The following is a 16,604-nucleotide window of genomic DNA, read 5'->3' as shown; positions in this document are numbered from 1 at the left end:
GACAGCCTGCCAAATTATCCAAGCCTAGATCGATTGGGGTCGAAATATGGACGGCGAGCAGCCATGCGCAGCGCTGTGTATAAATGGCCCCCATGCGCAACATGCTGCCGGTCTCCACCTCTGGAATGAAGGTCGACAATCGTCAGGGAAGCTATCATTCTTTTCTTGAAATACTTTCTCAATTCTGTTGCTCGAAGTAGGAAAACTATACGCTGTTGATTGTGATCCGCAAAACCAGAATTTGGTGCTTTCAAACAACACCGCCCGCCACTGTCAGATAGAGAATATTTGAAATGACTCAGTCTATTCTCAATAGTTTTGTAGAAAGGGCTCGTGTCGCAGCGGCTTCTGATAACGCCACATTTGCAATCCGCAAATTGCTTAAGAGTAGTTTTTCGGAGTCTGAAACCATGGCGGATGCCATCGCATCTTTGGAAACTGACGAAGTCATGCTTTTTGAGGACGAGTTCTGTTCGATCTGGACCTGCCGTTACAATTCAGACGTAGTTCTCGCCCCGCACGAGCACTGCATGCCTGTGTATATCGCAGTCTATCGTGGCACCAAAGTAGAGGTTCTTTACAAGCGTGAACCGACCCGACTCAGACATGGTGGAAACAAGGTGATTTCAGCTGGTGAAGTGACCAGTCTTGGTGCTGACGCGATCCACGCAATTACGGCAGAAGGGTTCGGGCAAAGCCACGCTATTCACATCTACGAAGAACCACTCACTGCAGTGAAGAGGTCACTGTTTGGCTGGGTCAGCGGCGAGGAAGTTGACTTCACCATGGAGAATTTTCATGCGATGCAAAGACAGAAGCCTGACATGGAAGAGTTCCGATGAAAGGTATGAAAGACAATGTGAACTGCTCTAATTTTAAGTGCGGCTCACTTTCAAAACAATCTTACCAATATATCCCTTGTCGCCAAAAGCTACCTGAGCTGCCTTAATATTTTTGAGATCAAATACCTCCGCGACCAAAGGTTTGATTTCGCAACGCTCAATCCGGCCCACAAGATTGCCAAAGACCTCAGGCTCGAGAACGGTGCAGCCGAAAAAGCTGAGGTCCTTGAGGTAGAGGGTCCGCACATCTAGTTCGACCATGGGGCCGCCTATCGCACCCGCAACTGCATAGCGCCCACCGACACGCAGAACGTCCAGAAGGCCAGCCCAATTTGGCCCAGCCACCAAATCAATCACCACGTCTACGCTGCCTGCACCCAATTCAGATCCAAGATCAGCATCACGGGGCAAGGTCCGTTCTGCGCCAAGGTCAAGCAATGTCTCCATTTTGGCATGGCTTGTGACCGCGATAACCTTCGCACCGCGTGCGCACGCCAACTGAACAGCGGCAGACCCTACCCCGCCCGATGCGCCAGTTACCAGCACCGTCTCTCCTGCTCTCACGTTGGCACGGGTCAACATATTTTCTGCTGTGGAATATGAGCACGGGAACGAAGCAAGCTCAATATCCGTTAGATCACTGGTTATGGCATAGGCATGCCGCGTGTCGACGCGAGTATATTGTGCAAACCCGCCGTCACATTCTGACCCAAAATACCAAGGTGGCGTTTGCTCCACGCCGTCTGCAAAGCGGATGCAGGGTTCAATCAAAACGCGCTCGCCGATACGGCTCACAGCAACTTTCGCCCCAACGGCAACGATTTGACCACAGACATCGGCCCCTTGGATACGCGGAAACTCCAGCGGCTTGCCAGACCACGTGGCATCTGCATTCTCAACATCGCCTTTGGAGTACCAAGCAAGGCGCGTGTTAATGTCTGTATTGTTCACACCAGCCGCACCCACATGGACAATCACGTCGTTTGGACCGGGTATCGGAACTGGCAAATTGTCCCGCACCTGAAGCGTCTCCGGACCGCCATGGCCTGTCAAAACAACGCCGCTCATCGTGTCAGGGAGGGTCATACAATTCTCCGGTAGAATATTCACTCTACTTGCGGAGGTAGAGGGAGTATTCTACCACGTCAAGTATGAATAACATGATGACCAAGATCGCAGGCGGGTTAGAACAGGCCTTCGCGGCGAGAGGGTTCACGGAGCCCAGCGTCGAAGACTTGCGTGACGCAGCGGGTGTCAGCATGCGCACCCTCTACAAATACGCGCAATCGCGTGACGCCATGATCCGGTTGGCGTTGGAACACAGGCATCAACGGTATTTGGCACAGGTGTTTGGCCACCCCACCGATGAATCGGTCCAAAGCCTGAGCGAGACTCTCGACCGGATAGCGGGCTGGATGCAGGCCGAAGCAAGCCATGGCTGTCTGTTCCATGCGGCGGTTGCATCATCCCCTACTGACCCTGCGCTTCGCAAACTGCTGGAAAAACACAAGGAGGAGGTTTCGCAGTTGGCTTCCACGAAAGCACGAACCGATATGAGCACCAGCGACCTATTGGTCATTATCGAGGGGTTAACCCAAGCTTGGCCATTGTCCAAAGATGCGGCCTTGGCCAGCGCAAAAAGGCTTGCATGTTTGGCGGAGGCTGCATCGAATTAACATGATGAGACACCCGCCGCAAACCTCTGTTTTGTCGGACTGAGCGCAAGAGCCGTTTTCTGGGGAAAGCGGTTTAATACGGTTTTGCCGTGCGAAGTGTGCAAGCGGCGCTAATCTCCGAGCGCCGCCTGCCGCTACCTTAAAAGCCTTCAAGCACCAATTTCCCCTTGGCCTTGTTGCTCTCTAGTATTGCATGGGCGCGTTTCAGCGTGGCCGCATCAATCTTGCCCAAGGTCTCCGTCGCGGTTGAACGGATCTTACCAGAATCCAGCAACTCCGCCACTTCGTTCAGAATATCGTGTTGGCGCGTGATATCGGCCGTCTGGAACAATGATCGTGTGAACATCAGCTCCCAATGGGTCGACACAGCTTTGGTTTTGAACGGCATGATGTTAAGTGTTTCAGGGTCGTCGATCAGACCAAAGCGACCTTGTGGGGCGATGAACTCGGCAATTTGATCAATGTACTGATGGGTGTGCGTGGTCGAGAACACGTAGCCCGGCTGGCCAATTCCCAAAGCTTCGATCTGGGGTGTTAGGGGTTTGGTGTGGTCAATGACATGATGCGCGCCCAATTCTTTGACCCAGTCCTGTGTTTCAGGACGCGATGCCGTGGCGATAACAACCATATCGGTGTTAGCGCGCAGCAGTTGGATAGCGATGGAGCCGACGCCACCAGAGCCGCCAATGATAACAACAGCGTTGGAAGCACCTGGGACAGGGTCGGTCACACGAAGACGGTCGAATAGCATTTCGTAGGCTGTCAGGGCAGTAAGGGGCAGCGATGCCGCTTCAGCCGCTGTGATGGAGGTTGGGGCTTTGCCCACGATCCGCTCGTCGACCAGATGGTATTCGGCGTTCGTGCCCGAACGGTTGATCGCACCAGCATACCAGACAAGATCGCCTACGCTAAACATGGAAGCGTCTTCTCCAACACTAACAACCTCACCCACGGCATCCCAGCCGAGGATCGCTGGGGTGTCTTTTTCGGGCGGACGGTTCATTCGGATTTTCGTATCAACGGGGTTCACCGACACGGCTTGCACGCGCACCAACAGGTCGCGGCCCGTAGCGACAGGTTTATCGATCTCAATGTCGATCAGTGAATCAGCACGATCAAGTGCGCCTGCTGCTTTGTATCCAACGGCTTTCATGGGGTAGTTTCCTTCTGGTGTGTTCAGGTGGTCAAAAGTTGAGATGTAATGGCCTCAATTGCCTGCATCACGGCACTGACCTTTGCAGGATCAGTCGCGTCTGGATGAGGCTGGCCGAATGAGCCGGCGTCGTTGTCAAAATACCTGCCCGATACATTGGCGAATTCCGGATCAACAGCCGCGCGGCGCAGAATATTCGCACCGATCGCGATGTCATTACCTGCTATGCCAAAGCCTTCTTTGACCATGTTGGTCGCCAAAAGGGACCCCGGATTCACGGAAATGGAGCTTGGTCCATCAGGCAGAGTTGTAGCAAGATATTGAGACCATATGGTGATGGCCAACTTGCTTTGAGAGTATGCGTCCATATCTTCCATTTTTATCCCGCCTTTGAGGGCCGCTATTTCAACGGGGGCTTGTGCGGCTGAGGACAGATTGATGATGCGACTGTCGTTGACCAACAAAGGCAACAGGCGTTTGGTCAGTATGTACGGCGCAATCGTATTGACCATAAAACGCAAATCGAACCCGTCTTCCGTAGTGGTTTCAGGGGCTTTCAGAACGCCCGCGTTGTTGATCAAAACGTCTATACGGGCGTGGTCACGGATGATGTCGTCCGCCAGTTTTATAACATCGCCGGTGTGTGACAGATCTGCCAAGTAGCCGTGGGTCTTGCCCCCAATGGTCGCGCGGGCTGCGTCCAGTTTAGCGGCGTTGCGACCGTGAACCAGCATGGTGTGCCCCTCACGCGCGAGCAGTTTCGCGGCCTCAAGGCCGATCCCGTCTGTGGCTCCCGTTATGAGAATAGTCTTAGACATGTGCTGCCCTTTCAGTTGGAAACGCAGGCAGAATATCATCTGCCAGCCGTTTCATCGTTGCTTCGGTATCGCCGGAATTGAGCCGCAGATTTAGCGCGACGTGATTGACGCCTGCCTGCTGCAAAGCCTCAAGATAGCGGTGGAGGTATTTAACGCCGGACTGGAACCCTAAATGGATCGGGCGTGGCTCAGCATCGGGATTGTCTAGCAGATCGATGTAGAGCGACTGCATCACAGGTTTATCTGGCAAAGCCAAGGTCGCCACGCGCGTGCGGTAATCGCCAATGGCCTGAGCCTGTGATCCCGCGTCGCGTGGATAGGTGATCCAGCCGTCACTGTTCGCAGCGACCCAATCAGGATGCTGACAACTGCCGCCCGTAACCAGTAACGGCAACTTCCCGCCCATTGGTTTCGGCAACATATCCATCGCTCCATGCGATACCCCCTGCTTGGTCTCATATTCGGGAAAATCAGCCGCCATAGCTCTGATATAGTCAATGCTGTCACGGAAGCGGCCACCGCGATCCTCAAACGACATATTCATTGCGGGATATTCTTCGGGCCGGTCACCGGATGCCACGCCAAGCAGCAAGCGTCCGCCTGACAACACATCCACGCTCGCCGCTGCCTTCGCCACGTGTGCAGGGTGGCGCAACGGCAGGATCACACTGGCAACGCCCAAGGCGATGCGGCTTGTCTGGCCTGCAAGAAAGCCAAGATACACAAATGGATCGAATGTTTGCCCCGCGTCACCAAAGGAAGGCACATTGAACGGAACATCACGCAGCCACACTGCCGCAAACCCGAGGTCTTCCGCCATGCGAACACGCTCCAGATGACAGGTCATGGTTGGCACTGGGCCATTGGTATAGCGTTCCAGTGGAACGACCAGACCGAGGCTCAGCAGGTTTGGCTGGAAAACGGTATTATAGGCCGCGTTGATGGGTGCGAACTGTGCGATCGGTTTGTGCATCTTCATGGGGCTTAGCCTTGGCTGGTCATGGAGCGGTGTTTGTTACAAAGCGGATATCCGACTATTCCAGATCGTCTTTTGCCTCGATCAAAAAATGCTCACTGTCAGAGCCAGCAGTTCGGGCGTTTAAATGCGGCACATATTCTGGATCAGACATGAACGCCTGTGCAGCTTGTGCTGTTGGCCATTCAATCAGAATACGAAGCGTCGCCGGGTTGTCCGCACCCTCCAGCTGTGAATGGTTTGACGTGCGCGCCAGATACTTTCCACCGTGCTTGGCAACAAGCGTGTTTGCAGGCTCAATATAATCGGAAATCCAATCTTCAGACGTAGGTGTGACGGCTAAAACGGAATAGTAGGACATGGCTGTAGTTCCTCATAGAATTCTGTTGCGCGCTATGGTCGACATTAGGACGAATGAGCCCGTGCTGCCCTTTCTTTTCGTTCCCCAACCCAATATGCATTAACTTTGAAAAATATATAAGATAGATATATTTGATTTCATAATTCGGATTTGGTATATAATCATATGGATACAGAGAGCGTCAGGTTATTCGTGCTGAGCGCCGAAAAGCTGAACATCAGCGCAGCCGGTCGAGAATTGGGCATGGCACCTGCGGTCGCAAGTGCGCGGCTGGCTAAACTGGAAAAAACGCTAGGCGCGGATTTGTTGCGCCGATCAACGCGCAAGGTATCCCTTTCGCTAGAAGGTGCCGATTTCCTGCCATTCGCAAAGGAAATGCTGGCCCAAGAAGATGCCGCCCTTGCAGCCTTGGGTATGGTTACTCCGACTGTGAGCGGTACATTGCGGTTTGCTGCCCCCAGCACCTTCGCGCAAAACTACATTGCGCCGATCTTGCCCAAATTTCTAAACGCCTACCCCGATATTACCCTCGATCTGCGGCTGTCGGACACGCAGTTCGACTTGATTGAGGGTAGTTTTGATCTGGCCCTGCGCAATCAGGAGATTTCAGATAGCAGCTTAAAGGGGCGCAAACTTGCCGATGATACCCGCGTTCTCTGCGCTTCTGCGGCCTATATCGCGGAATACGGTTCGCCAGAAAGACCAAGCGACCTTGCGCGACATCGCCTCATTGCATTCAAGGATTTCTCCATCAGGGGCTTGGTGAACCGTGCTGGAGAGCAAGCGCACTTCGATCCCAAGGCCGCAACATCACGCCTGCTGTGCGATGACGGGCAAAGCCAGAAGATCGCGACGCTGGCTGGGGCCGGCATTTCCATCAATTCATTGTGGAGCGTTCACCGTGAGCTTGCCAGCGGCAGCCTGGTAAGGGTGTTGCCAGACTATCGACTGGACCAACACACAGCGCTGTGGCTGGTTTATCCCAAGTCAAATGTGCTGACAGCCAAGGTGCGGGTGTTTATCGATTTCTTGCTGGATGAAATCGGCGGAACTGTATCAGATCTCGTGCGCATCGACTCTGCTGATTGATCGTTTTGAAACATCACGTTTCGGTTTTTATTGTGTTAGGGAGTTCTCAAAGCACGCCCGATGCGCGATGAGCTTACCTTTCGTATCGGGGCGAAAGGTAACGATGAAACCATGCGTTCCAGAAACTACATTGGGGTTGTGGCAAATTTAGTCACCTCTGATCTCGCGCGCGATTGCGCCCACGGGATCATATTTTTCGGAAATAATCACGTAGAATCCAACCACGTTAGACTTGCCAGCCACGAGGCCAAGTTGCAGCCGTGTCATTGCTGTTTTGGAATAGCATCCCCCTTCGGAAGGAGGTGTTCCAAACTAGAATTTGCCGTTTCAATCCGGGATGACGGTAGGGAGATCCGAAAAAGTGTCTCGATGCTCTCCGATCTTGCCAACTTGGACACAGAACAAGTCAAAGAAAATCCTTTGGTTGCCCTGTTCATTTCCTCAAAGGGAGCGAAATCGAAGTATCCCTCGGCCAACATGACACACGATTCTGCATTGGTTTTTTTGCAATTTACGGTCTTCTGTCTATGGCGCAGGGCTTTGCTAACCTGGGCTAACTGCGGAGGTTCGCGGCGCTTGCTGTTAAATTAGTTGCTCCAGATCAAACCAAGTCTCACGTGCCTTCATCCCAGTCAAACTCCTCTTAACAAACAACTTCGCATGGCTCCTTTGCGCCCACAGATATTGCGTAGGGAGTTTGCGCCGTTTGCACAAAAAACTAAGGAATAACACCTCCACAAAACCTCTTTTCAACTTGTTAACCCCTATTTTCGACAAAGTATCGATGGACGGCCAAAGCCGTTGGGACAACGCTGCAAAGGATAATCTGGGAGAGAAGTGGCGCGGTTGACGGGGCTCGAACCCGCGACCCTCGGCGTGACAGGCCGATACTCTAACCAGCTGAGCTACAACCGCGCAATAGAGTGCCTCCAGTTCGGAGGATATGTGCTCCCGCCCCTGAGGGAAGAATGGTGGGTCGTGAGAGGCTCGAACTCCCGACATCTTCGGTGTAAACGAAGCGCTCTACCAACTGAGCTAACGACCCGATAGCGGCGGTTTAGTCAAAGATATCAGCCATGGCAAGCCTCATTCGAGACGTTTTTGCACAGAATTTTTCAAGTGGTACACAACCCCCTGCCCACCGCCCATATTTGCAAGGCCCGCAGCCCCCTCACCTGTCACAATTGCACGTAACATTCGTGAGGTTATTCCATGCGTTACAAGCACCGAAGGCCGCGTAAGCGAAGTAAGAAAGCCCGCACATCGCTGCTCTAGTGCTGCAAATCCCTCTCCCTCAGGCGCGCGCTCATAGAGCTCTAGAGCGCCGTCAGGTCCCTCCTCAAAACCACCGGCACCCGGCAATTCGCTACGGATCTTACCCGCCCATGTCCCGACACCAATCTCGCGCAAGCGCTCGTCGGTCCGAAGATGTGTAACCTGCCGCGCCAACGCAATCGCCGCCGTCTCAAAAGCGCGGCCTTGCGGACTGCTCAGGATGTCAAATGCGCTCAGATCAAATTGCTGTAAAATCTCGGCCTGCCGCTGGGCCTGCGTCTTGCCTGTGTTCGTCAAAGCAGAGTTCAGCGCACCTTGCATTCGCCCCTGTGCATTCCACTCGGTCTCCCCGTGGCGTAAAATAAACAGTTCCGGATATGTCGTCATCGTATCGGATTATCCAAATTGAAGGCAAATGCACCACTCTGCACGACCCCGCTCATCACATTGTTTTCAATTACAGATTGGAAATCTCAATGATGGATCAGGCTGAGATACTCCTGATCCATAATACCAATTTTGCGGTTATGCGCAGCAAGATGAACCGCGCATAACCTGCTGCATTTAGTCTACTGTTGGCATAGGTGGCTTAGGTACCGCACCGGGAACGGCCGCCGCAGCTGCTGCATTCAAATGGGCCGACTTCTGGCGCAGCTTAAGCACAAGTGCACGACCGTCAGGCAATTCCTTGGCCCGCTGGACCTTCAACTTTCCAAGCGGTTGCAGGTTCAATTCACGTTGCTCAGCCAACACATCGCCCAACACGCCGAGCATGGCCTCAACCACAGGCTTCACATCCTTCTTCTTCATTCCTGAACGCGCCACAACCAAATCGAAAAGCTCTTTCTTTTTCAATTCGTTACTAACTACCACAGGAGAAAGCTTCTCGACCACTGAAGGTGCGGCAATATCAGTTTTGGGCGCCGTCGACGTGTCCACTTTGCTGACGGGCTCCGCGACTGGACCTTTGGATTTTGGTTTTGGTGCAATGGTTTTAGGTAGTGATTTTGATGAAGTTGGCATGGGTATCCCTGCTCTGTTGCTCGATTTTGAATTGTTTTCTTTTATCCCTACCGCAGACGGGCTTGAAAATCCAGTCAGGCTTGATGATAACTACATTTAGCGTGACATAAACACGTCAACACAAACTGGGGGATAGAATGAAGTCCATAATGACACTGGCGGCCTTTGTCGCATTTACAACAACTGCCACAGCTGGCTCCTTGGCCGATCCGATCATCGAAGCGCCGCTGATCGTACACGAAGCATCCAGCTCCAGCAGCGGCACAGTTACTGTTGCCTTGCTTGCACTTTTGCTGATGATCCCCGTACTCGACTAAGTCAGACGCGCAATACCAGCAGATCTTGTTTTAACACCAAAAAGACCCCGCAGCTGCCTGCGGGGTCTTTTAATTTCAACGAGGTAGACTGCGGACTTAATGTGCCGTCGCAGCATCCCCTGAGCCCAAACGAGCAGCCAGCGCAGCGGCAGCTGCCGCTTCTTCAGCCGCCTCATCCCACTCAACCGGATCGGGTTTGCGCACCAAGGCATGCTCCAACACTTCTGAAACGTGGCTCACAGGGATGATCGTCAACCCTTCTTTCACGTTGTCAGGAATATCAGCCATATCCTTTTCGTTCTCCTTGGGAATCAGAACCGTTTTGATTCCGCCCCGCAACGCGGCCAGAAGTTTTTCTTTCAAACCCCCAATCGGCATCGCGTTCCCACGCAGGGAAACTTCGCCCGTCATGGCGATGTCCCTACGCACCGGGATTTTAGTCAAGACGGACACGATCGACGTGACCATAGCCAAACCCGCACTTGGCCCATCCTTTGGCGTCGCGCCATCAGGTACGTGCACGTGGATATCGATGGTATCGAAAACTGGCGGTTTTACCCCGATCTGAGGCGAAATCGACCGCACGTAAGAGCTTGCTGCGTCGATGGATTCCTTCATCACATCTCCCAGCTTACCCGTTGTTTTCATACGACCCTTACCCGGCAGACGCAGTGCTTCAATGTGCAGAAGCTCCCCGCCCACGGACGTATAGGCAAGCCCCGTTACCACACCGATCTGGTCTTCCAGCTCGGCCAGACCGTAGCGGTGCTTTTGCACGCCAAGGAACTCGTGCAGGTTATCACCTGTGACAGTGACGCTATCGACTTCTTTGCGCACGATCTTGGTCAATGACTTACGCGCCACCTTTGCGATCTCGCGCTCAAGGTTCCGCACGCCCGCCTCGCGGGTGTAGTAGCGGATCATGCCCGTCAAAGCACTGTCCTCGATCTTGAACTCCTTGGCCTTCAAGCCGTGGTTCTTGATCTGCTTGGCCACCAGATGCTGTTTGGCAATCTCGCGTTTTTCGTCCTCGGTATAGCCCGACAGCGGAATGATCTCCATGCGGTCCAGCAGCGGGCCGGGCATGTTGTAGCTGTTAGATGTGGTCAGGAACATCACGTTCGAAAGATCATATTCGACCTCCAGATAGTGATCCACAAATGTGGAGTTCTGTTCGGGATCAAGCACTTCCAGCATCGCAGAGGCCGGATCACCACGGAAGTCCTGACCCATCTTGTCGATCTCGTCGAGCAGGATAAGCGGGTTCGTGGTTTTCGCCTTTTTCAGCGCCTGAATGATCTTACCGGGCATAGAGCCGATATAGGTGCGGCGGTGGCCACGGATCTCGGATTCGTCGCGCACGCCCCCAAGGGAGATGCGGATGAATTCACGCCCCGTCGCCTTCGCGACAGATTTACCAAGCGAGGTTTTACCCACACCTGGAGGGCCGACGAGGCACATGATTGGCCCCTTCAGCTTGGTCGAGCGTTGCTGAACCGCAAGGTATTCGACAATGCGTTCCTTAACCTTTTCAAGGCCATAGTGATCGGCATCAAGAACGGCCTCGGCCTTGCCCAAGTCCTTCTTAACGCGCGACTTCACGCCCCACGGGATGGAAAGCATCCAGTCGAGGTAGTTGCGCACAACAGTCGCTTCAGCAGACATCGGGCTCATGTTCTTGAGCTTTTTGATCTCGGCGTCCGCCTTCTCGCGGGCCTCTTTGCTCAGCTTGGTAGCGGCAACACGCTCTTCGAGCTCGACAACTTCGTTCTTGCCGTCCTCGCCATCACCCAATTCATTCTGAATGGCCTTCATTTGCTCATTCAAATAGTATTCGCGCTGTGTCTTTTCCATCTGCGTTTTGACACGCGTCTTGATCTTCTTCTCAACCTGCAAGACGGAGAGTTCGCCCTGCATCAAGCCATAGACCTTCTCGAGACGGTCAGACACGCTCAGCGTTTCAAGCAGATCTTGCTTTTGATTGACTTCAATCCCGAGGTGCCCCGCAACGAGGTCTGCCAGACGCGCAGGATCAGTCGCCTCCCCCACAGCGGTAAGGGCTTCTTCGGGCACGTTCTTTTTGACCTTGGCATAGCGTGAGAACTCTTCGCCCACAGTACGCAACAGCGCTTCCGTGGTGGCCGCGTCGCCCGGCATCTCGGTGAGATACTCGGCACGCGCTTCAAAGAAATTGTCATTCTCAAGGTATTCGGTGATGCGTACACGCGCCTGCCCCTCAACCAGCACCTTTACGGTGCCGTCGGGCAGTTTCAGCAGTTGCAGCACATTGGCCAGCACACCCGCCTTAAAGATGCCGTCGCTGTCGGGATCATCAATGCCGGGGTCGATCTGGCTCGATAGCAGAATCTGTTTGTCGTCGGCCATGACTTCTTCGAGAGCGCGTACGGATTTGTCGCGGCCCACAAAAAGCGGTACGATCATATGGGGAAATACGACAATATCACGCAGCGGAAGTACGGGATAGCTCGCGTTCAGAGGCTCTTGCATGCTCAGTTCCTTAATCTTGGCAAAACGGCTTTAGTCCCTCAATGAGGCAACGTTTGGGCCGTTTCCTGTATGGGTAGAGATGTGGTGTCCCTGCCCGCCTGTTTCAATGGTAGCCCCGTTCGCAGGGCGGTTTTCTCTAACATGGCGCGAACCCCCACCCTCGGCAACTGCGGATTGAGGTGTCTTTGACGGAAATTTGACCTAGCGCGGCAATATCCAGCAATTGCGTTACCAAATACATCAATAAGAGCGTCGCTGAGTAACATAAATGTTGATTGGGCGGTGTTCGCACGCTATTATCACACTTAGGACTTTAATTCGGGAGAACTTTCATGACTGACGCCTTTATCTGCGACGCTGTCCGGACCCCTATCGGGCGGTTTGGCGGTGCGCTGTCGTCTGTACGCACGGATGATCTGGCTGCTGCACCTCTGGCGGCTTTGATGACGCGGAATGCAGATGTCGATTGGGAGCGTGTGGACGATGTGGTCATGGGCTGCGCCAATCAGGCAGGCGAAGATAACCGAAACGTCGCACGCATGGCTGCCCTGCTCGCAGGTCTACCTGTTGATGTTCCCGGGATAACGGTGAACCGCCTCTGCGCTTCGGGCCTTGATGCAGTGGGCCAAGCTGCCCGTGCAATTCGTGCAGGGGACATGGACCTCGCCATTGCAGGTGGTGTGGAGAGTATGAGCCGCGCCCCGTTTGTCATGCCCAAAGCCGAGACAGCGTTTAGCCGCGCCAATGCTGTTTACGATACGACCATCGGTTGGCGGTTTGTGAATAAGAAGATGAAAGAGATGTACGGCGTCGAATCCATGCCCGAGACTGCCGATAACGTGGCCGAAGACCATGGCGTGAGCCGCGCGGATCAGGATGCCTTCGCGCTGCGCTCTCAAGCGCGTTGGGCTGCTGCGGATGCGGCAGGTGTCTTTGCAGAGGAGATCGTGCCCGTCACTATCCCACAGCGCAAAGGCGATGCAGTGGTCGTTGATAAAGATGAACACCCCCGCCCGCAAACAGACGCAGCCGGTTTGGCCAAACTGCGCGGTATCAATGGCACGGACAAGACTGTAACCGCGGGCAATGCCTCTGGCGTGAATGACGGTGCGGCGGCGATGCTTATCGCGTCCGAGGCTGCGGCAAGCCAGCATGGCCTTAAGCCTATGGCGCGTGTGGTGGCCATGTGCGCCGCAGGGGTTGCCCCGCGCGTAATGGGCATTGGCCCCATTCCAGCCGCCGAAAAAGTGCTCAAGCGTGCAGGCCTGACCATTGACCAGATGGACGTTATCGAACTCAATGAGGCGTTTGCCTCACAAGGCATCGCAACACTACGTGCGCTTGGTGTCGCTGATGATGCACCCCATGTGAACGCAAATGGCGGCGCCATCGCCATCGGCCACCCCCTTGGCATGTCTGGCGCACGCCTTGTGCTGACGGCCGCCTACCAACTCCAGCGTACCCAAGGCCGCTATGCGCTCTGCACCATGTGTGTGGGCGTAGGCCAAGGTGTCGCGATCATACTAGAGCGCGCAGACTAATGAATTTACTCATTCTTGAAAGGACCTGAACTGATGTATGCACAGATGATTCAATCCACAGGCAAGGGCGTCAAAACCCTTGACGAGATGGACCCGCAGGAACGCGCCTTTCAGGAGCGGATCAATGCAGGCGGCAAGATCGAACCGAAAGACTGGATGCCCGACGGCTACCGCAAGAACCTGATCCGCCAGATTGGCCAGCACGCCCACTCCGAAGTGGTGGGGCAACTGCCGGAAGGCAATTGGATTACCCGCGCGCCCACACTGGAGCGCAAGGCAATCCTGCTAGCCAAAGTGCAGGATGAAGCAGGTCACGGCCTCTACCTCTATTGCGCCGCGGAAACGCTTGGTATCACCCGCGACGAAATGTACGAAGCGCTGCATGAGGGTCGGATGAAATACTCTTCCATCTTCAACTACCCTACCCTCACATGGGCCGATATGGGTGCTGTGGGCTGGCTGGTGGACGGTGCCGCGATCATGAACCAAGTGCCGCTACAACGCACATCATACGGCCCCTATGCCCGCGCGATGGTGCGAATTTGCAAGGAAGAGTCGTTCCACCAACGCCAGGGCTTCGACATCATGATGAAAATGGTGAACGGCACAGCAGCGCAAAAGAAGATGGCCCAAGATGCCCTTAACCGCATGTGGTTCCCGTCCCTGATGATGTTCGGTCCCTCGGATGAGGACTCTGTGCATTCCGTGCAGAGCATGGCGTGGAAGATCAAGATGAACGGCAATGACGAGCTGCGCCAGAAATTCGTGGACCAGACCGTGCCACAGGCAGAATACCTCGGCCTCACCATCCCTGACGAGACGATCAAATGGAACGAGGAAAAAGGTGGCTACGACTTTGCCCAGCCGGACTGGACCGAATTCTTTGACGTGCTGCGCGGCAATGGCCCCTGCAACCAGGAACGCCTGCAAACCCGCAAATCTGCATGGGAAGACGGTGCATGGGTGCGCGAGGGCATGCTGGCCCACGCCGCAAAGAAGCGCGCGACAAGGTTGGCTGCGGAATGAATCTTGCCCAACTCAACGTCGGATATGCCCGACACCCTACGGACGACGCCCGCATGGCCGAGTTCATGGACAACCTTGAGCGCATCAACGTGCTGGCAGAGCGAAGCCCAGGCTTCGTCTGGCGGATGCAATCAGACAGCGGCAACGCCACCGACATTTCGGTTCCCGGCGATACAGATATGATCGCCAACATGTCTGTGTGGACCGATGTTAGCTCCCTCGGGCACTACGTATTCAACACGGTCCACGCCCGCTTTTACGAAAAGGGCGAGTCGTGGTTTGTCCCGATGAAACAGCCGCATTTTGTCATGTGGCATATCGTCGAGGGCCACATTCCAGATATTGCGGAGGCGATGGACCGCCTGCACCACCTTCAGGCCAACGGCTCAACCGAGCAAGCGTTTGGCTGGGACGCCATAGACGCATCCCAATGGCGTCGATGCGCCACAGCAGCGGAGTAACCGATATGACCGACCAAGCCACAACCCCACCCAAACGCACAGGTGAATGGCCTCTCTTTGAAGTTTTCATTCGTGGCCAGCACGGCCTAAGCCACCGCCATGTAGGCTCGCTCCATGCACCTGACGCCGAAATGGCGATCAAGAACGCGCGCGATGTCTATACCCGCCGCAATGAGGGCGTGAGCATCTGGGTTGTTGAGGCCGAGGCGATCCATGCCTCCGCCCCCGGTGACAAGGAGGCGCTGTATGATCCCTCCAACGACAAGGTTTATCGCCACCCCACCTTCTTTGATGTGCCTGACGAAGTGGGCCATATGTAATGAGTAATGCTGCACTTTTTCAGACCCTGCTGCGGCTGGGGGATAATACACTTGTGCTTGGGCACCGCGTTTCGGAGTGGTGCGGCAAGGCACCTGTTCTGGAGGAAGATATCGCACTGGCGAACACCGCGCTGGACCTGATTGGCCAAACGCAGATGTGGCTGGGCTATGCGGCGGAAATCGAGAATGAGGGCCGTTCCGCCGATGATCTGGCGATGCTGCGCGATGTTTGGGATTTCCGCAATATCCTGATGGTGGAGCGTCCTAACCTCGACTTCGGCCACACCATGATGCGCCAGTTTCTGTTTGACGCCTATCACCGCACCCTGCTCACGGCCCTCAAGGATTCCACCAATCCGCGCATTGCCGAGATTGCGGCGAAGGCGGTGAAAGAAGCGACCTATCATTTCGAACGCTCTGCCGAGACGGTGATCGCTTTGGGTGATGGCACCCCCGAGAGCCATGAGTTCATGCAGAATGGCCTCAACCTGCTCTGGCCGTTTACGGGCGAGATGTTCGAGTGTGACGCGATAGATGCCGAGATGGCAGCGGCGGGTGTGATCCCCGATCCCATAAGCCTGCGTGACACATGGATAGCGCTGGTCAGTGACACGCTGACCGAAGCGACCCTTGCGATCCCCCAAGATGATTTCGCCCACAAAGGCGGGCGCACAGGTCGTCAGCATACGGAGCATCTGGGTCACCTTCTGACCCAAATGCAATGGCTTCAGCGTGCTTATCCGGGTGCAAACTGGTGACACCTGACGTTGACACCATATGGGCGTGGCTCGACGAGGTGCCGGACCCGGAGATCCCCGTGATCTCGGTTGTGGATTTGGGCATCATTCGTGATGTGACATGGGAGGACGATACAGTTGTGGTGGCGATCACCCCCACTTATTCGGGCTGTCCCGCCACCTCGATCATCAACCTGGATGTTGAGACGGCCTTGCGCGACCTTGGCCTGACAAAAATCAGGCTCAAGCAGCAACTCTCGCCGCCTTGGACCACCGACTGGCTCAGCGCCAAGGGTGCGGCCAAGCTGGAAGAGTATGGAATCGCCCCGCCTTCCGCTGCGGGAGGCCCGTCCAAATGCCCGCGCTGCCAATCGGCAAACGTAGAACGCGTGAGCCAGTTTGGCTCAACCCCCTGCAAGGCTCATTGGCGCTGTCTCAGCTGCCTTGAGCCTTTCGACTATTTCAAATGTATCTGAGGTAA

The 16,604-nt window shown here is 54.8% G+C and carries 19 protein-coding genes and 2 tRNA genes; 11 read left to right on the top strand and 10 right to left on the bottom strand.

Features of this window, described 5'->3' with window-relative positions; translation table 11 throughout:
• Nucleotides 1-293: 293 nt before the first annotated feature.
• A complete protein-coding gene (locus Q0775_RS15275) occupies nt 294-842 on the top strand; it encodes a hypothetical protein (protein WP_298862731.1) in 549 nt (182 codons plus the stop codon).
• 33 nt (nt 843-875) lie between these two features.
• On the opposite strand, the gene Q0775_RS15270 is transcribed toward Q0775_RS15275, so the two are convergent.
• On the bottom strand, nt 876-1,928 hold the full coding sequence (locus Q0775_RS15270) for an alcohol dehydrogenase family protein (protein WP_298862728.1): 1,053 nt from the start codon (nt 1,926-1,928) through the stop codon (nt 876-878).
• Nucleotides 1,929-2,002: 74 nt separating this feature from the next.
• Here Q0775_RS15270 and Q0775_RS15265 point away from each other — a divergent pair, with 74 nt between their 5' ends.
• The gene (locus tag Q0775_RS15265) at nt 2,003-2,518 is read left to right on the top strand and encodes a TetR/AcrR family transcriptional regulator (RefSeq protein WP_298862725.1); all 516 of its coding nucleotides are present in this window, start codon (nt 2,003-2,005) and stop codon (nt 2,516-2,518) included.
• Between the two features lie 139 nt (nt 2,519-2,657).
• Here the strand turns inward: Q0775_RS15265 and Q0775_RS15260 are convergent, their stop codons facing one another.
• From Q0775_RS15260 to Q0775_RS15245, 4 genes are read right to left on the bottom strand one after another with little or no spacing between them, the layout of a single operon-like run.
• On the bottom strand, nt 2,658-3,671 hold the full coding sequence (locus Q0775_RS15260; RefSeq protein WP_298862723.1) for a zinc-binding alcohol dehydrogenase family protein: 1,014 nt from the start codon (nt 3,669-3,671) through the stop codon (nt 2,658-2,660).
• A gap of 23 nt (nt 3,672-3,694) precedes the next feature.
• Nucleotides 3,695-4,489 carry an SDR family NAD(P)-dependent oxidoreductase gene (locus tag Q0775_RS15255; protein WP_298862721.1) on the bottom strand — a complete coding sequence of 265 codons (795 nt, stop codon included), beginning with the start codon at nt 4,487-4,489 and terminating at the stop codon, nt 3,695-3,697.
• Nucleotides 4,482-5,468 carry an LLM class oxidoreductase gene (locus tag Q0775_RS15250; protein ID WP_298862718.1) on the bottom strand — a complete coding sequence of 329 codons (987 nt, stop codon included), beginning with the start codon at nt 5,466-5,468 and terminating at the stop codon, nt 4,482-4,484. Before Q0775_RS15250 ends, Q0775_RS15255 begins: the two co-directional genes overlap by 8 nt.
• Nucleotides 5,469-5,523: 55 nt before the next feature.
• Nucleotides 5,524-5,826, bottom strand: coding sequence for a DUF1330 domain-containing protein (locus tag Q0775_RS15245; protein WP_298862715.1), 303 nt, complete (start codon nt 5,824-5,826; stop codon nt 5,524-5,526).
• 165 nt (nt 5,827-5,991) lie between these two features.
• Here Q0775_RS15245 and Q0775_RS15240 point away from each other — a divergent pair, with 165 nt between their 5' ends.
• Nucleotides 5,992-6,915 (top strand): LysR family transcriptional regulator, encoded by a 924-nt coding sequence (locus Q0775_RS15240; protein ID WP_298862713.1) that lies wholly within the window; start codon nt 5,992-5,994, stop codon nt 6,913-6,915.
• A gap of 838 nt (nt 6,916-7,753) precedes the next feature.
• On the opposite strand, the gene Q0775_RS15235 is transcribed toward Q0775_RS15240, so the two are convergent.
• The 4 genes from Q0775_RS15235 to Q0775_RS15220 all read right to left on the bottom strand — a co-directional run bounded on the left by Q0775_RS15235 (nt 7,754) and on the right by Q0775_RS15220 (nt 8,985).
• Nucleotides 7,754-7,830, bottom strand: a tRNA-Asp gene (locus Q0775_RS15235).
• A gap of 54 nt (nt 7,831-7,884) precedes the next feature.
• Nucleotides 7,885-7,960: transfer RNA gene (locus tag Q0775_RS15230), tRNA-Val, on the bottom strand.
• Nucleotides 7,961-8,001: 41 nt separating this feature from the next.
• Nucleotides 8,002-8,577 carry a histidine phosphatase family protein gene (locus tag Q0775_RS15225; protein WP_298862710.1) on the bottom strand — a complete coding sequence of 192 codons (576 nt, stop codon included), beginning with the start codon at nt 8,575-8,577 and terminating at the stop codon, nt 8,002-8,004.
• A gap of 177 nt (nt 8,578-8,754) precedes the next feature.
• A complete protein-coding gene (locus tag Q0775_RS15220; protein WP_298862707.1) occupies nt 8,755-8,985 on the bottom strand; it encodes a hypothetical protein in 231 nt (76 codons plus the stop codon).
• Here Q0775_RS15220 and Q0775_RS15215 point away from each other — a divergent pair.
• Together Q0775_RS15215 and Q0775_RS15210 are read left to right on the top strand one after the other, a co-directional pair.
• A complete protein-coding gene (locus Q0775_RS15215) occupies nt 8,963-9,313 on the top strand; it encodes a hypothetical protein (RefSeq protein WP_298862705.1) in 351 nt (116 codons plus the stop codon). The genes Q0775_RS15220 and Q0775_RS15215 overlap by 23 nt on opposite strands.
• 37 nt (nt 9,314-9,350) lie before the next feature.
• Complete coding sequence (locus Q0775_RS15210; RefSeq protein ID WP_298862702.1) at nt 9,351-9,530, top strand: hypothetical protein; 180 nt, start codon at nt 9,351-9,353, stop codon at nt 9,528-9,530.
• A 96-nt stretch (nt 9,531-9,626) separates the two neighbouring features.
• On the opposite strand, the gene lon is transcribed toward Q0775_RS15210, so the two are convergent.
• Entirely contained in the window at nt 9,627-12,038 is a 2,412-nt protein-coding gene (gene lon, locus Q0775_RS15205; RefSeq protein WP_298862699.1) for an endopeptidase La, read from the bottom strand.
• A gap of 332 nt (nt 12,039-12,370) precedes the next feature.
• Here lon and pcaF point away from each other — a divergent pair, with 332 nt between their 5' ends.
• The 6 genes from pcaF to paaD are packed head-to-tail and all read left to right on the top strand — an operon-like array spanning nt 12,371 to nt 16,599.
• Nucleotides 12,371-13,579 carry a 3-oxoadipyl-CoA thiolase gene (gene pcaF, locus Q0775_RS15200; protein WP_298862697.1) on the top strand — a complete coding sequence of 403 codons (1,209 nt, stop codon included), beginning with the start codon at nt 12,371-12,373 and terminating at the stop codon, nt 13,577-13,579.
• Nucleotides 13,580-13,612: 33 nt separating this feature from the next.
• Entirely contained in the window at nt 13,613-14,605 is a 993-nt protein-coding gene (paaA, locus tag Q0775_RS15195) for a 1,2-phenylacetyl-CoA epoxidase subunit PaaA (RefSeq protein WP_298862696.1), read from the top strand.
• Nucleotides 14,602-15,066 carry a DUF3291 domain-containing protein gene (locus Q0775_RS15190; protein WP_298862695.1) on the top strand — a complete coding sequence of 155 codons (465 nt, stop codon included), beginning with the start codon at nt 14,602-14,604 and terminating at the stop codon, nt 15,064-15,066. Before paaA ends, Q0775_RS15190 begins: the two co-directional genes overlap by 4 nt.
• 5 nt (nt 15,067-15,071) lie before the next feature.
• Nucleotides 15,072-15,386 (top strand): 1,2-phenylacetyl-CoA epoxidase subunit PaaB, encoded by a 315-nt coding sequence (gene paaB / locus Q0775_RS15185; RefSeq protein ID WP_298862693.1) that lies wholly within the window; start codon nt 15,072-15,074, stop codon nt 15,384-15,386.
• The gene (gene paaC, locus Q0775_RS15180; protein WP_298862691.1) at nt 15,386-16,144 is read left to right on the top strand and encodes a 1,2-phenylacetyl-CoA epoxidase subunit PaaC; all 759 of its coding nucleotides are present in this window, start codon (nt 15,386-15,388) and stop codon (nt 16,142-16,144) included. The genes paaB and paaC overlap by 1 nt, the downstream gene beginning before the upstream one ends.
• The gene (gene paaD, locus Q0775_RS15175) at nt 16,141-16,599 is read left to right on the top strand and encodes a 1,2-phenylacetyl-CoA epoxidase subunit PaaD (RefSeq protein ID WP_298862689.1); all 459 of its coding nucleotides are present in this window, start codon (nt 16,141-16,143) and stop codon (nt 16,597-16,599) included. Before paaC ends, paaD begins: the two co-directional genes overlap by 4 nt.
• The last annotated feature ends 5 nt before the right edge of the window (nt 16,600-16,604 follow it).

It is taken from the genome of uncultured Sulfitobacter sp. (genome assembly GCF_947499945.1).
Taxonomy (GTDB): domain Bacteria; phylum Pseudomonadota; class Alphaproteobacteria; order Rhodobacterales; family Rhodobacteraceae; genus Sulfitobacter.
Note: the sequence above shows the minus strand (reverse complement) of the source record. Positions and strands in the feature narration are given on the sequence as shown.